Origin of the sequence: Rhodopseudomonas sp. BR0C11 (genome assembly GCF_010820945.1) — a bacterium.
In the GTDB taxonomy this organism is placed as follows: Bacteria; Pseudomonadota; Alphaproteobacteria; order Rhizobiales; family Xanthobacteraceae; genus Rhodopseudomonas; species Rhodopseudomonas palustris_H.
In genome coordinates, this window is sequence record NZ_QTKI01000074.1 from 1 (window position 1) to 15,618 (window position 15,618).

At 64.6% G+C, this 15,618-nt stretch carries 14 protein-coding genes; 3 read left to right on the forward strand and 11 right to left on the reverse strand.

What is annotated here, in order from left to right; translation table 11 throughout:
* Positions 1-342: phosphotransferase (locus DYI24_RS08595; RefSeq protein WP_164571992.1), on the reverse strand; the 342-nt coding region annotated here is incomplete at its 3' end.
* Positions 343-349: 7 nt separating this feature from the next.
* Complete coding sequence (locus DYI24_RS08600) at positions 350-1,150, reverse strand: enoyl-CoA hydratase/isomerase (protein WP_164571993.1); 801 nt, start codon at positions 1,148-1,150, stop codon at positions 350-352.
* A 167-nt stretch (positions 1,151-1,317) separates the two neighbouring features.
* Between DYI24_RS08600 and DYI24_RS08605 the strand changes: the two genes are divergently transcribed.
* Positions 1,318-2,097, forward strand: coding sequence for an SDR family NAD(P)-dependent oxidoreductase (locus DYI24_RS08605; protein WP_011157263.1), 780 nt, complete (start codon positions 1,318-1,320; stop codon positions 2,095-2,097).
* A 39-nt stretch (positions 2,098-2,136) separates the two neighbouring features.
* Entirely contained in the window at positions 2,137-3,651 is a 1,515-nt protein-coding gene (locus tag DYI24_RS08610) for an acetyl-CoA acetyltransferase (protein WP_164571994.1), read from the forward strand.
* Positions 3,652-3,812: 161 nt separating this feature from the next.
* Here DYI24_RS08610 and DYI24_RS08615 read toward each other — a convergent pair whose 3' ends face one another.
* The 9 genes from DYI24_RS08615 to DYI24_RS08655 form a co-directional block, all read right to left on the reverse strand.
* Entirely contained in the window at positions 3,813-5,015 is a 1,203-nt protein-coding gene (locus DYI24_RS08615) for an efflux RND transporter periplasmic adaptor subunit (protein ID WP_164571995.1), read from the reverse strand.
* The gene (locus DYI24_RS08620; protein ID WP_164571996.1) at positions 5,005-8,199 is read right to left on the reverse strand and encodes an efflux RND transporter permease subunit; all 3,195 of its coding nucleotides are present in this window, start codon (positions 8,197-8,199) and stop codon (positions 5,005-5,007) included. Before DYI24_RS08620 ends, DYI24_RS08615 begins: the two co-directional genes overlap by 11 nt.
* Before the next feature lie 213 nt (positions 8,200-8,412).
* The gene (otnI, locus tag DYI24_RS08625) at positions 8,413-9,192 is read right to left on the reverse strand and encodes a 2-oxo-tetronate isomerase (protein ID WP_164571997.1); all 780 of its coding nucleotides are present in this window, start codon (positions 9,190-9,192) and stop codon (positions 8,413-8,415) included.
* 186 nt (positions 9,193-9,378) lie between these two features.
* Positions 9,379-10,083 (reverse strand): ABC transporter ATP-binding protein, encoded by a 705-nt coding sequence (locus tag DYI24_RS08630; RefSeq protein WP_107343729.1) that lies wholly within the window; start codon positions 10,081-10,083, stop codon positions 9,379-9,381.
* Positions 10,067-10,696 carry an ABC transporter ATP-binding protein gene (locus tag DYI24_RS08635; RefSeq protein WP_164571998.1) on the reverse strand — a complete coding sequence of 210 codons (630 nt, stop codon included), beginning with the start codon at positions 10,694-10,696 and terminating at the stop codon, positions 10,067-10,069. Before DYI24_RS08635 ends, DYI24_RS08630 begins: the two co-directional genes overlap by 17 nt.
* Positions 10,693-11,679: a branched-chain amino acid ABC transporter permease gene (locus DYI24_RS08640; protein WP_107343727.1), complete on the reverse strand. Its 987-nt coding sequence runs from the start codon at positions 11,677-11,679 to the stop codon at positions 10,693-10,695. Before DYI24_RS08640 ends, DYI24_RS08635 begins: the two co-directional genes overlap by 4 nt.
* Positions 11,679-12,557: a branched-chain amino acid ABC transporter permease gene (locus tag DYI24_RS08645; RefSeq protein WP_107343726.1), complete on the reverse strand. Its 879-nt coding sequence runs from the start codon at positions 12,555-12,557 to the stop codon at positions 11,679-11,681. The genes DYI24_RS08640 and DYI24_RS08645 overlap by 1 nt, the downstream gene beginning before the upstream one ends.
* 126 nt (positions 12,558-12,683) lie before the next feature.
* Entirely contained in the window at positions 12,684-13,931 is a 1,248-nt protein-coding gene (locus DYI24_RS08650; RefSeq protein WP_164571999.1) for an ABC transporter substrate-binding protein, read from the reverse strand.
* 57 nt (positions 13,932-13,988) lie between these two features.
* Complete coding sequence (locus DYI24_RS08655) at positions 13,989-14,807, reverse strand: putative hydro-lyase (protein WP_164572001.1); 819 nt, start codon at positions 14,805-14,807, stop codon at positions 13,989-13,991.
* 115 nt (positions 14,808-14,922) lie between these two features.
* Between DYI24_RS08655 and DYI24_RS08660 the strand changes: the two genes are divergently transcribed.
* Positions 14,923-15,618: LysR family transcriptional regulator (locus DYI24_RS08660; protein WP_164572000.1), on the forward strand; the 696-nt coding region annotated here is incomplete at its 3' end.

Sequence of the window (15,618 nt, forward strand, 5' to 3'; positions counted from 1 at the left end):
GGTTTCGCCGTCGACACGCCGCATCACGAAGCCGGCGCCGAGCGCGTCGGCTTCGGTGAGGACGTGCAGCACCTGCGGCGACGGCACGCCGGCCTCATAGGCGAGCCGCATCAGCTCGGCTTCGACATCGAGACCCGCGGCACGTCCGGAAACGCTGCCATAGCCCGGCGGCGAGCGGCGCAGGATCGCCGCGACGTCGCCGTCCGGCCGCTCGATCACGAACGACCAGGTCTCCTGACTCGCGCCGCCCGAGAGCTGCGCGAGCTCGCGAATGCCGGTCGCGCCAGCGCACCAACCGATCACGCTTTGCGTCAGCGCGTCGGCAATAGCTGCAGATGCCATGTCGGGCTTATTTGCCCTTGAACTGCGCCGGACGCTTTTCGGGGAAGGAACCGAGGCCTTCCTTGAAGTCGTCGGTGGAGCCGGCAACGCGCTGGCATTCGAATTCGAGGTTGAGCTGCTCCTCGAACGAGTTCTCCGGCGAGTCCCAGTACATCTTGCGGATCAGCGACAGCGCCACGGTCGGGCCGTTGGCGAGGTCCTGGGCCAGCTTCATGGTTTCGGTCCACAGCTCGGCATCCTCGTAGACGCGATTGACGAGGCCCCATTCCAGCGCCTTGTCGGCCGGCAGCTTCTCGCCGAGCAGCGACAGCTCGACCGAGCGCGCCTTGCCGACCAGCCGCGGCAGCAGCCAGGTCGAGCCGCAATCCGGTACCAGGCCGATGCGGCGGAACGCCTGCAGGAAGTACGACGACTTGGCGCACAGGATCATGTCGCCCATCAGCGCGAAGCTCATGCCGGCGCCCGCGGCCGGACCGTTCACCGAGGTGACGATCGGGCAATGCAGCTTGCGCAGCCGGCGCAGGAACGGATGGAACGCGGTCTCCAGCGCAGCACCGGCACCCTTGCCGCTCTGGCTCATGTTGTTGCCGGAGTTGCGGCCCTGCAGATTCGCGCCGGTGCAGAACGCGCGGCCGGCACCGGTGATCACCAGGCAGCGCACTTCCGAGCGCTTGTCTTCGATCGCGTCGAGCGCTTCGCCGAGTCCACCGAGCATGTCGATCGACACCGCGTTCATCACTTCCTGATGATCGAGTTTTAGGATCGCAACGGGACCGTCGAAATCGAGCGTGACGTGTTTGAACTGCATTGTTTCCTCGCGCTATCGGTTCGCGGTTATTCCGCGCTGTGGAAGGGCTTCACGACGTGAGGCCATATTTGATTTTTGCGACGCGCTTGTCCATGGTCCAGCATCGATCACAGCGCGTGCCCGGCCCGCACGGTGTAGCGCGCAACAAACAAAAATGGAAACGCTGGATGAGCATTTTCGATCTGAGTGGCCGCGTCGCGGTCGTCACCGGGGGCAACGGTGGTATCGGCCTCGGCATGGCACAAGCGCTGGCTGCGGCGGGCTGCAACGTCTCGATCTGGGGTCGTAACGCGGTCAAGAATCACGCCGCGCTCGCCACCATGGCGAACGCGCCCGGCAAGGTCGAAGCTCAGATCTGCGACGTCACCGATCCGGCTTCGGTGAAGGCCGCGATGGATGCGACGCTGAAGGCGTTCGGCCGTGTCGATGGTTGCTTCGCCAATGCCGGCATCGGCGGCGGCGGCCGGCAGGCCTTTATCGACCGCACCGAGGAGCAGTGGCGCTCGATGTTCGCCACCAATCTCGACGGCGTCTTCCACGCCTTCCAGGCGGCAGCGCGGCACATGACCGAGCGCGCTGCCGACGGCGATCCGTTCGGCCGGCTGGTCGCAACCTCGAGCCTCGCCTCGATCTTCGGCACTGCGCGCAACGAGCACTACGCAGCCACCAAGGCGGCGATCAATGCGCTGGTGCGCGCGCTGGCGGTCGAACTCGCGCGCTATGGCGTCACCGCCAACGCGATCCTGCCGGGCTGGATCAAGAGCGACATGACCGCCGGCATCATGGGTAATGACAAGTTCGTCGCCAATGTGATGCCGCGGATTCCGGTGCGGCGGTTCGGCGAGCCGGAAGACTTCGGCGGCATCGCGGTGTATCTGATGAGCAAGGCGTCGTCGTATCACACCGCCGATACCTTCGTGATCGACGGCGGCTACACCGCGTTCTGACGACACCCTCACCAACCTTCGATCAATAAGAAGCAAGAAATGCCGACCACGCTCCCGCCCGAACGCATTCCCGTCATCGCCGGTGTCGGCGAAATTGCCGACCACCCCCAGGACATCGCGCAAGGGCTGGAGCCGCTGGCGCTGCTCGAAGCCGCCGTGCAACGCGCCGGCAACGACAGCGCGGCGAGCCTGCTGCCGCAGATCGACTCGCTCGACATCGTCAACTTCCTGAGCTGGCGCTATCACGCGCCGGCCGAACAACTCGCGACACGGCTCGGCATCGCGCCGCGTCACTGTTTCTACGGGCCGGTCGGCGGCGAGAGCCCGATCCGCTTCATCCACGAAGCCGCGCTGCGGATCGCCCGCGGCGAAGCCCAGGTCGCCGTGGTCTGCGGCGCCGAGGCGCAGTCGACCGCCACCAAGGCCGCACGGGCAAAGATCGACCTGCCGTGGACGCCGTTCGCCCACGATGCGCCCGAGCCGAAGCGCGGCGCGGCGTTCCAGCAGCCGATCGCCTCGACCCTCGGGGTCGCTCGGCCGATCACGGTGTATCCGTTGTATGAGGCCGCCACCGCGGCGCATTGGGGCCAGACACCGCGGCAGGCGCTCGACGAATCCGGCGTGCTATGGTCGCGCTACGCGGCCGCAGCGGCGCGCAATCCGAACGCCTGGATCAAACGCGCCTTCGCACCAAACGAGATCACCACGCCTTCATCCGATAACCGGCTGATCGCCTGGCCCTACACCAAGCTGATGGTCGCCAATCCGAGCGTCAATTTCGGCGCCGCGGTGCTGCTGACCTCACTGGCCAAGGCGCGCGAAGCCGGCATTCCCGAGGACAAGCTGATCTACATCCACGGCGGCGCATCCGCCGAAGAGCCGCGTGATTATCTCGCCCGCGATCAGTTCGTGCAGAGCCACGCCCAGAACGCGGTGCTGGAGACCATCAAGGCGATGGTCGGCGGCAACGGTCGCGCCTTCGACGCGATCGAGCTGTACTCGTGCTTCCCGGTGGTGCCGAAGATGGCGCGGCGCACGCTCGGTCTCGGCGACGACGTCGAGCCGACGGTGACCGGCGGTCTCACCTTTTTCGGGGCGCCGCTCAACACCTACATGACCCACGCCGCCTGCGCGATGGTGCGCCGCCTGCGCGACGGCGCCAAGCTCGGCCTGCTGTACGGCCAGGGCGGCTTTGTCACCAAGCATCACGGCCTGATCGTTTCGCGCACCCCACCGCAGCAGCCGCTGAGCGAGGACGTCAGCGTGCAGGCGAAGGCCGACGCGGCCTATGGCGCCGTGCCGCGCTTCGTCACCGAGGCTAGCGGTGACGGCACTGTCGAGACGTTCACGGTGATCTATGACGGTCGCGGCGAGGTCCAGCATGGCGTGGTGATGCTGCGCACCGCTGACGGCGCCCGCGCGCTGGCGCGTGTGCCGGCTCAGGATCAGGCGACGCTGGCGTTCCTGACCGATATGGACCGCAGCCCGGTCGGCACGCGAGGACCGATCGCCACCGCAGCCGATGGCGTAATGGAATGGCGGAACGCCGATTAGTTCGGGCCTTCAGAGCCACACCCCATCCACGTCATTGCGAGCGAAGCGAAGCAATCCAAGGATGCCATGCACCGGGCTGGATTGCTTCGTCGCTGCGCTTCTCGCAATGACCGGGAGAGGTCTTGTCCAATCTCAAAGGTGCGGGATCGGACGCAACCGCCCTACCCCTTCACGTCCTGCTTCTCCGACGCCGTCGGCTTGCCGGCCTTGGCAGCATCGTCGGCCACGACGCGCACCTTCTCACCGTTGGTGATGCCATCCGGCGGCGCGATGATGATACGGTCCTCGGCGGTGAGACCGGCCGACAGCTCGATCTCGCGGCCAAGGTCGCGGGCGATGGTGACGGGCTTGAGCTGGACGCGATCATCCGGGCCGACCGTCGCAACACGCAGCCCGCTGCGGTTGAAAATCAGCGCAGACGCGGGAATGTGCAGCGGCGCCTGATCGCGAGCAAGCGCGAGCTTCACGTTGGCGAAGCCCCCCGGCAACAGTTCGCCCTTGGCGTTGTCGAGCCCAAGTTGAATCCGCATCGTGCCGGAGGCGACGTCCACCGCCTGCGAGGACGCTTCAACCGTCGCCGGGAAGGTGCGGCCCGGATATTCCGGCAGCGCAATCACAGCCTTGCCGCCGATCCGCACCAGCGGCGCGTAGTTCTGCGGCACATTGACGTAGACGCGCAGCTTGGCGATGTCGGACACTACGAACATCGCCGGCCCCGAGCTCGAGCCGGCGTTGATCAGCGCACCGACGTCGGTGTTGCGCTCGGTGACGATGCCGTCGAACGGCGCGGTGATCTTTTTATAGCCGGCAAGCGCTTCGAGCCGTTCGACATTGGCTTGGCCGGAGTTCACCGCGGCCTTCTTGGCGGCAAGATCCGCGGTGCGTTCGTCGATCTCCTGCGCTGAGACGAAGTTCGAGGCCACCAGCGTCTTGCGGCGGTTCAGGGTCGCTTCCGAAAGCTTCGCGCTGGCCTGCTGACTGGCGAGATCGGCACGGGCCTGCAGCAATTGCTGATCGAGGTCCGGCGCCTCGATCTCGGCGATCACCTCACCGGCCTTCACCTTGGCGCCGATATCGGCACTCCAGCTTTTCACGTAGCCGGAGACGCGGGCGTAGATCGGCGCACGGGAATAGGCCTCCAGCCGACCCGGCAGATCGAGCGTGGCGGTCGGCGCCTTGCCGTCCGGCCGCGTCACCGCCACGCTGGAAATCGCCTGCTCGTCGGTCCAGGTCCGCAGCTCGGCACTGCTCTTCTCACGAGCGCTGATGCCGGTGACGACGATCGCGACCGCCCCACAGGCCAGCACCACGCCGGCGATGCCAAGACCGCGACGGGATCTGCGCGGCGGATGATCAGTGGGCATGCGACATCTCCGGAGCAGGCGCGGCATCGGACGCCGGCTGTTTCTTGTGAACCATGCTGAAAACCACCGGCACGAACATCAGCGTCGCGAACGTCGCGAACAGCAGGCCGCCGATCACGGCCCGGCCGAGCGGCGCGTTCTGCTCGCCGCCCTCGCCGAGGCCCAGCGCCATCGGCGCCATGCCGATGATCATCGCCAGCGCCGTCATCAGCACCGGACGGAACCGGACGAAGCCGGACTCCAGCGCGGCCTGCACCGGGTCGCCGAGCACCGCATAGCGCTCGCGCGCGAAGGAGATCACCAGCACGCTGTTTGCGGTCGCGACGCCCATGCACATGATCGCGCCGGTGAGCGCCGGCACCGACAGCGTGGTGCCGGTCGCGAACAGCATCCAGACGATGCCGGCAAGTGCCGCCGGCAGCGCGGTGATGATCACGAACGGGTCGGCCCAGGACTGGAAGTTGACGACGATCAGCAGATAGATCAGCACGATCGCGCCGAGCAGGCCGAACAGCAGCCCGGCGAACGCGCTGTTCATGGTCTCGACCTGGCCGAGCAAAACGACCGATGAGCCTTTCGGCACCTCGGCCTTGGTCTCGTCGATCACCTTGCGGATATCGGCCGACACCGCGCCGAGGTCGCGCCCCTGCGTGGTGGCGAAGATCTGCACGATCGACTGGATGTCGTATTGCGACACCACGGCGTTGCCGGCGGAGCGCTTGATCTCCGCAAGGCCGCCAAGGATCGGCGCGCCGGCCGCGGCCGCACCGGATGCCGAGACCGGAATGGTCTCGAGCTTGCTCAGCGAGTCGACGTGATACTGCGGCGTCTGCATCACGATCGAATACGACACGCCGTTCTCTGGATTGAGATAATAGGTCGGCGCCACCTGCGACGAACCGGCCAGATTGACGACGAGGCTGTTGGTAACGTCGCGCTCGGTCAGGCCGACATATTGGGCGCGGGTGCGGTCGACATCGATATTGAAGGTCGGGTTGTTGGGCGATTGCTGAATGCGGGCATCGGCGACGCCGGGGATGCGCTTGATCTTGGCCAGCAGCTTGCCGGCGTAATCGAAATTCGCCGGCAAATTGGCGCCGCGGATCTGCAGATCGATCGGCGCCGGCGCGCCAAAATTGAGGATCTGGCTGACGATATCGGCGGGCAGGAACGCGAAGGTCATGCCCGGGAACTGCCGAGGCAGTTGCTCGCGCAGGATCTTCACATACTCCGCGGTCGGCCGGTGCTCGCCCTTCAGCTTGATCTGGATGTCGGCATCCTGGGTGCCGATCACGCCGGTGTTGTTGTAGGTGAGATTGATGCCCGAGATCGGCATGCCGATGTTGTCGGTCAGGGTCTCGATCTGATCCGGCGGAATGATCTTGCGGACAGCCTTCTGCACCTCGGCGAGCTGATTGGCGGTCTCCTCGATCCGGGTCCCGACCTGGGTGCGGACATGCATCAGAATCTGTCCGGCATCGACCGAGGGAAAGAAGTTGCGGCCGAGATACGGCACCAGCGCGAACGACAACGCGACCACGCCGAGGAAGCCGGCGACGAACACCCGACGATGCCCCATCGCCAGCGTCAGCAGATCACCATAGCCGTGGCGGAACCGGGCGAACACGCCTTCGAACGCCTGCTGAAAGCGCACCAGCGGATTGCGCGAAGGCTTCCGGCCCGACAGGCTGTCGTGATGGACGTGCGGCTTCAGCAGATACTTGGCCATCGTCGGCACCAACGTGCGCGACAGCAGAAACGACCAGGCCATCGCGAACATCACCGCTTCGGCCATCGGCACGAACAGATAGCGCGCGACGCCCTGCAGGAAAAACATCGGCACGAACACGATGCAGATGCACAGCAGCGAGACGAAGGCCGGCGTCACGATCTGATTGGCGCCGTCGAGAATCGCAGGCTCGACCTCCTTGCCCTGCTCCAGATGCCAATTGATGTTTTCGATTGTCACCGTGGCGTCGTCGACCAGGATGCCGACGGCGAGCGCGAGGCCGCCGAGCGTCATGATGTTCAGCGTCTCGCCGATCGCCGACAGGCAGATGATGGCGCCGAGCACCGACAGCGGGATCGATACCGCGATGATGATCGTCGATCGCCAGCTGCCCAGGAACAGCAGAATCATCACGCTGGTCAGCAGCGCCGCGATCACGCCCTCGACGGCGACGCCGGTGATGGCACCGCGGACGAACACCGACTGGTCGCCGATCAGCGCGATCTTCAGCGACTCCGGCATGGCGTCTTTCACGTCGACGATCTTCTGCTTGATGCCGGCAATGATATCGAGCGTCGACACCGCGCCGGCCTTCAGCACCATCATCAACACCGAGCGGTTGCCGTCGACATGCACGATGTTGGTCTGCGGCGGGTTGCCGTCGCGCACCGAGGCGACGTCGCGGATGTAGACCATCGCGCCGCCGACCGCCTTGATCGGCAGATTGCCGAGCTCCTCGATCTTCAGCGGCGAGTTGTTGAGCTGAATGATGTATTCGAACTCGCCGATCTTCTGGGTGCCGACCGGGGTGATCAGGTTCTGCGCGGCAAGCGCGTTGGCGACGTCCTGCCCCGACAGTCCCCGCGCCTGCAGGGCACTGGGATCGAGGTCGATCTGGATCTGGCGCTGCTTGCCGCCGAACGGCCACGGGATCGCAGCGCCCGGCACGGTCACCAGCGGGGTGCGGAGCTGATTGATCGCGAGGTCGGCAAGGCTCTGCTCCGTCATCCCCTCGCCCGACAGCGCCAGCTGCAGGATCGGCACGGTGGAGGCGGAGTAGTTCAGAATCAACGGCGGCGTGGCGCCGGGCGGCATCTGCTTGAGCAGCGTCTGCGAGATCGCGGTGACCTGCGCATTCGCGGTGCGGATGTCGACATTGGGCTGGAAGAAGATCTTGACGATGCCGAACCCGCCATAGGAGTTCGCCACGATGTGCTCGATGTCGTTCACCGTGGTGGTGAGCGCGCGCTGAAACGGCGTCGTGATACGGCCGGCCATCTGATCCGGCGGCAGACCGGTGTACTGCCAGACGACACCGATCACCGGGATACGGATTTCAGGAAAGATGTCGGTCGGGGTGCGGAGCGCCGCCAGCGGACCGACGATCAGCAGCAGCAGCGCCAACACCACGAACGTGTAGGGCCGGCTCAGTGCGATGCGGACCAGCGCGATCATTCGTCGGGTCGTCCCGGTCTTCTTGTTACGGAAAGGCCGCCTGCCCGGCGGGGCCCTTGTGTTGATTTATCGAAAGCCGCGCAATTAGCCAAGCGTCGCGCCGCCTGCGGCAACGCGACAAACCGCTGGGTCGCTCACTGTTGAGCGGTTTCCGCCGAGCGGTCACGACAGATTGATTGCAGTGCAGCAAATCGATTTGCGCTGGAGGCGCCGTCAGGTTCCGGCGCGATACGGCTTGAACCAGCCGAGGCCATCCTCGGTCTTGCCGCGCGGCCGATATTCGGCGCCGACGAAGCCGGCGTAACCGAGCCGATCGAGCTCGGCGAACAGAAAGGGGTAGTTCAGCTCCTCATCGTCCGGCTCATGCCGGGACGGCACGCTGGCAACCTGAATATGACCGATCACCGGGAGCATCTCACGCAGCCGCGTGGTGACGTCGCCGTGCAGGATCTGGCAGTGATAGACGTCGAATTGCAGCTTCAGATTGGGAATGGCCATCTCACAGATAAGAGCGTGAGCGTGGTCGACATCGTCGAGGAAGTAACCTGGCGCATCCCGATGATTCAGCGGCTCGATCAGCACGTCGATGCCATGCGGCGCAAAGAAGTGCGTCGCAACCGCTAGCGACCGCCGAAACGCCAGCGCGGCCGCGCCGTCGCGGCGGTCGGCATTGCCGGCGAGCAGATGCAGCCGCTTCACCCCGGTCGCGAGCGCATAAGGCAGCGCGGTGTGCAGGCTACGCTGGAGTTCGTCGAACCTGTCGGGCAGCGCCGCAAAGCCCTTCTCGCCGGCAGCCCAATCACCCGGCGGCAGGTTGAACAACGCTTGAGTCAGCCCGAAGCGGCGCAACCGCTCGCCGATCGCATCCGGGTCGTGCTCATACGGAAACAGAAACTCCACAGCCGTGAAGCCGGCTTTGGCAGCCGCCTCGAAGCGATCGAGGAAAGCGTATTCGGTGAACAGCAAACTGAGATTGGCGGCGAAGCGGGGCATTTGAGCGTCCCTCGGCATCCTTGGGTGCCGAAGAGATACAATAAATCCCATCATCCGTCATTGCGAGCGAAGCGAAGCAATCCAGGCCCGGTGCACTGACCTTCTGGATTGCTTCGTCGCTTTGCTCCTCGCAATGACGCGGAGAGATTGAGGCTCAACTCATGGCCAAACGTGCGAGGAGCTGGGCTAGAGCCCCAGATACGCCTTCCGGACGTCCGGGTTATCCATCAGCTCAGCGGCCTTGCCCTGCATCAGGACGCGACCGGTCTGCAGGATGTAGGCGCGGTCGGCGATTTCGAGGCATTCGGCCATGCGCTGCTCGACGATCAGCACGGTCATGCCGGCGTCGCGGATTTTCTTCACCGACTGAAAGATCTCGCTCACCAGTTTGGGCATGATGCCCTGTGACGGCTCGTCGAGCATCAACAGGCGCGGCCGTGTCATCAGCGCGCGGCCGATCGCCAGCATCTGCTGCTCGCCGCCGCTCAATGTCTCGGCGCGCTGCTCAAGCCGCTCCTGCAGCCGGGGAAACAGGCTGAACACGAATTCCAGCGGCTTTTCGCGATCGGCTTCGCCGCGGTAGAGATAGCTTCCGAGCCGCAGATTGTCGTGCACCGAAAGGCGCGGAAACAGCCGGCGGTTCTCCGGCACATAAGCGACGCCGCGCTTGGTGATCAGATGCTGCGGGACGCCGTCGAGCCGCTCGCCGTCGAACAGCACCTGGCCGGAACGGATCCGCTCGGCGCCGGCGATCGATTTCAGCAGCGTCGATTTACCTGCGCCGTTGGCGCCGGCGACGCAGACGATCTCGCCCTTCTCGACCTCGATCGAAACGTTCGAAATCGCAACCAGCCCTTTATAGGCGGTGGTGACCTCACGCACCGACAGCATGACGATCCCCAAGATAAGCAGTGATGACTTTCGGGTCGCGCACCACGTCGGCCGGCTTGCCTTCGGTGAGCACCTTGCCGAGGTCGAGAACGATGGCTCGGTCGACCAGCGGCATGACGATTTCCATGACGTGTTCGACCTTCGGCTCGGTGGCGAGCGCGCGGGCGACTTCGAGCCGGCGCTTTTCCGAGGGAATGAGCTGGCTGGCGAGCACGTCGGCTCGCGCATCCAGGCCGCAGAACTTCAGCACCTCATGCGCCTTGCGCCGCGCTTCGCGCATCACCGTGGTGCGGATCAGCGCGCCGACGATGACGTTGTCGATCACCGTCATCGACTCGAAGCTCTTCACCACCTGGAAGGTCCGGCCGATGCCGCGGGCGCAGCGCGCGGTGGCCGGCAATTTGGTGACATCCTCGCCGTCGAAGATAATCGAGCCTTGGGTCGGCGGCAGCACGCCGGCGATCAGGTTGAACAGCGTCGACTTGCCGGCACCGTTCGGGCCGATCAGGCCGACGATCTCGCCGCGCCCGACCTTGATTGAGACGTCGCTGTTGGCGACGAGGCCACCGAAGCGCTGCCAGACGCCGCGGGTCTCCAGAAGTGTCTCGCTCATTGCGGCACTCCCTTGGAAGCCGGGCGGCGGGAGAACAGCCCGATCAAGCCTTCCGGCCGCGCCAGCGCGATCACCACGATCACGCTGCCATACAGGATAAGGTCGACGCCGCGTCCCGAGCCACCGACGAACGACCGCGTCAACTCGGTGAGCGGGATCAGGATCGCAGCGCCGAGCACCGGCCCCCACAGCGTGCCGATGCCACCGAGCACGGCGGGCAGCGCCATCAGCAGCGAGAACTGGAAGGTCATCACGCTTTCAGGATCGATGTAGGACACGAACATCGCGTAGAAGCTGCCGCCGACGGCGGTGAGGAACGCCGACACCGCGGCGGCGCCCATCTTGGAGTTGAACACCACCACGCCGAGGCTTTCGGCGGCATCCGGATTGTCCTTCACGGCGCGCCACCAGTAGCCCCATTTGGAGTCTTCCAGCCACCAGGTGATCAGCCAGGCGAGGCAGCAGAACACCAGGGCAAAGTAATAGTAAGGCAGCTTGCTGCGGGTGAACTGGAATTTGGCCCAGCTGTCGCCGCGCACCGGAATGTCGATGCCGAGCGCTGCACCCGCCCAGTCCCAATTGTGGAACAACAGGAAGCCGATCTCGGCGATCACGATCGTGGCGATGACGAAATAGTGGCCGCGCAGCCGGAAGGTCGGATAGCCGAGCGCCAGCGCGATCACCGAGGAGATGATGCCGCCGCCGATCATGCCGAACCAGGGCAGCACGCCGAGCTTGGTGAACAGCAGCGCCGTCGTGTACGCGCCGAGGCCGAAATACAGCGCGTGGCCGAGCGAGATCTGGCCGCAATAGCCGCCCAGGATGTTCCAGCCTTGCGATAAGGCCGCATACATCAGGGTCAGCACCATGATGTTCTGGACGTAGACGTCCTTGATGAACAGCGGCGCGCAGGCGGCGGCGGCGGCGAGCAGAGCGGCGACGATCAGGTCGCGGCGGCGGCGTTTGAGGTAAGCCTCGTCCATCAGATCGATCCGAACAGGCCACGCGGCCGAATGAACACAACCAGCAGATAAACGGCGTAAATCCCGATCGACTTCAGCGACGGCGGCAGGATCATCGCGGTCGTCGCCTCGACCAGACCGACGATGATGCCGCCGGCAAAAGCGCCGAACACGCTGCCGAAGCCGCCGAGCGCCACCGTGACGTAGGCAATCAGGGCGAAGGAGGCGCCGACATCGGGATAGACGTAGAAGAAGATCGCCATCACGGCGCCGGCGAGCCCGATCAGAGCTGAACCCAGCCCCCAGCCCAAGGCGAACACTTTATTCTTGTCGATGCCGACCAGCGCCACGGCGCCGGCGTCCTCTCGGGTCGCTTCCAAAGCACGGCCGAAGTCGGTCTTCTTCATGAAGAAGTACAGCGCGCCGAAGGCTGCGATCGACACCAGCGCGCCAACCAACTGCGGCACCGGCAGGAACACGCCGCCGATCTCTAGCGTCTTGCCGCCGAGCCAGGAGACGTTGATGCTGCGATAGTCGGGGGTGAAGAAGTACTGCGCCAGGCCGCGCATCAGGATCGCGAGGCCGAAGGTCGTGAAGATCTGCACCATGCCGATATTGGCTCTGGCTCTCATCGCAAATCTGACGACCAATAAGTAGATCACCGCGCCGAATATGAACATCGCCGCCCCGACGAGTGGAGCGGCGAGGATCGGATCGATCGCGAAGAACGCGAACAGGAAGAAGGTGATGTACATCGCCAACATCAGGAATTCGCCGTGGGCGAAGTTGGTGACGTCCATCAGGCCAAAGATCAGCGCCAGGCCGACCGCGACCAAGCCGTACAGAAGTCCCATCAGCAGACCGCTGGCGAGAGACTGGATGATCGTCGCGGTGGTCAAAGTCCTCTCTCCGTCATTGCGAGCGAAGCGAAGCAATCCAAAACAGGAGCCCAGCGCTGGATTGCGTCGTCGCTAGGCTCCTCGCAGAAACGGGCGCACCAAGGTGCGCCCGTTTCAACTCTTACGTTACGGCATCGGCCAGATCGCGTCGGCGACCGCGGCCTGGGTGGGGAAGATGGTGACGAACTTGCCGCCGACATATTGCAGCAGCACCGGGTCGGCGAAGGTGTTCTGGCCGGTCTCGTCGAACTTGACGCGGCTCCACGGCATGATGGTCTGCTCGCCCGGCATGTCGGTGGCGGCCAGTGCGTCGCGGATCTTCTCGCCGTCGGTCGATTTGGCGCGGTTGATGGCGTCGGCCATCACGATCAGGCCCATGAACTGTCGCGACGAGTAATCGTTGAAGTCCTTGCCGGACTTCTCCTTGTACATGTCGTTGATCTTGCCGACCATCGGCCGCTTCTGCGCAAGGTCGATCGAGAACGAGCCGCGCGAGATCACGCCCGGAATCTTGTCACCGACCGCGTCGTACAGCGCCTTCTCGGAGAAGCCGGCGTCCTGCGCCACGATGTTCTTGGCCTTGTAGCCGAGCTCACCCATCGTGCGGATCAACAGGATGCCGTCAGTGGTGTAGCTCGACGGCATCAGCACGTCGGCATCTGCGGCCTTGAGCTGCTGCACCTCGGCGGTGAGCGACGGCGAGTTGGCGCGATACTTGATGTCCGCCGCGATCTTGTAGCCGCGCTCCTGCGCCAGCTTGAGCTGCGCGTTCGAGGAGTCGGTGCCGAAGATGGTGTCTTCGTGGAACAGCGCCAGCGTCTCGATCTTCTGGCCCTTCTTCTTCAGGGCATCGAAGAAGTCGAACATCGCCTGCGAGAACATCTCGTCATGCGGGGCCGGCCGGAAATAATACTTCAGGCCGCGGCGATGCAGGCTCGGCGAGGAGTTGTCGGCCGACAGGAACGGCACCTGATAGCGCTCACAAACCTGGCTGACGGTGACCGCCACGGCGCTCTGGTAGGTGCCGACGATGGCGCAAACCTTCTCCTGAGTGATCAGCCGCTCAGCTTCGGCGCGGCCCTTCTGCGGATCGGCCTGATGGTCGGCGAATACGAGGCGGACCTTGGCGCCACCGAGCCCCGGAAGGCCCTCGCCGCGCGCCAGCGGCAGATCGAAATCGTACTTGTTGTTGATCAGTTCGGCCGCGGTCTGGAACGCCTTCTGCGCGTCAACGCCGATCTGGGCGCTCGATCCCGACAACGGATAGATCACACCGATGACGACTTCCTTGGTCTCGGCCCGTGCCGTCGTAAACGGCAGCAAAGCGGCGCTGGCCGCGCCGCCGAGAACGAGGTTACGGCGATTGATCTTCATGACGTCTTCCTTTGCTACCAGCGTTGGGAGTGAAGCGGTCAGAGGTTCGGTTCGGCGTTACAGCACGGCAAGGTGCTTGTTCTTCAGGTCGGTGACAAGCATCAATCCGGGCGCGTGGGTGATGGCGAACGGGACTTTAGCGGCGGCAATCACCGCCTGGGGAGTGACACCGCAGGCCCAAAACACTGGTAATTCGTCGGAGCCGATCGGCACCGGATCGCCGTAGTCCGGCTTGGCGATGTCTGCGATCCCGATCGACTCTGGCAATCCGACATGCACCGGGGCGCCGTGAACGGAGGGAAAGCGCGAGGTAATCTGGATCGCGCGGATGGCGTCCTTCGGCTTCAGCGGCCGCATCGACACCACCATCGGCCCGGAGAACGGACCGGCCGGCGCGCACGGGATGTTGGTGCGATACATCGGCACGCGCACCTTCTCCTCGATGTGGCGGATCGGGATGTCGTCGGCGAGCAGCGCCTCTTCGAACGAGAACGAGCAGCCGATCACGAAGGCGACCAGGTCGTCCTGCCACTGCGCAAGAATATCGGTCGGCTCCTCGGCCAACTCGCCGTCCCGCCAGACCCGGTAGCGCGGCAGGTCAGTGCGGATGTCGAGGTCGATCCCGAGCGATGGAATCATCGGGTTGCCGACGTCAGACATACCGACGATCGGGCACGGCTTTGGGTTAAGCTGACAGAAGCGGTGGAAGGCGGCGGCGTATTTTTCCGGCAGAATCGCCAGGTTGCCCTGGACGAAACCGGGCGCCACACCGGCCGTCGTTTCGGCGAGTCCGGCGCGGCAGGCAAGCCGGGCCTGATGGGAAGGAAGCGGCCTTTCGGCGTCGTGGAACTGTTGCTCTGCCGCAAAAACAGTCATTCGCTCGTCCTGCCTAGTCTCTCGACAGTAGAGGAGCGGAAGCCTACTATAATGTCTAATCTTTGTTTCTGATCGGAAACAATAAACCTGCCTTATCGACCAAAGGAGTCGACCGATGGTGGACTTCAAAGCGCTGGAAACATTCATCTGGGTCGTCACACTCGGCAGCTTCCGCGGCGCGGCCCAGAAGCTGAATACAACCCAGCCGGCGATCTCGCAGCGGATTGCGCAACTGGAGCGCGAGCTCGGGGTGCGGCTGCTGCAGCGCGACCACCGGGTCGCCTCGCCGACGCCGAGCGGCCGGCAGCTGATGCTGTATGCCGAGAAGCTGATCCGGCTGCGGACCGAGATGATGGCGGCAGTGAGCGATCAGTCGAGTATGCGCGGCGTGCTGCGGCTGGGCGTCGCCGAAACTATCGTCCACACTTGGCTGCCGCGGCTGATCGAACAGGTGAACCGGGTCTATCCCAATCTGTCGCTGGAAATCGAAGTCGACATCACGCCCAACCTGCGTGCACGGCTACTCGCACAGGAAATCGAGCTCGCGTTCCTGCTCGGCCCGATGACGGCCTCGACCGTGCGCAGCCGGGTGCTGTGCGAATATCCGATCGGCTTCCTCGCCAGCCCGTCGCTCGGCCTCGGCAACGGTCCGCTGACTGTAGGGGATCTGGCGAAATTCCCGATCATCACCTTCCCGCGCAAAACGCAGCCTTATGAGATCGTGCGCTCGCTGTTCAACAAGCCGGAGCTGCCGCCGATCCGCCTGCATGCATCAGCGTCGCTCGGCACGGTGATCCACATGGCGATCGAA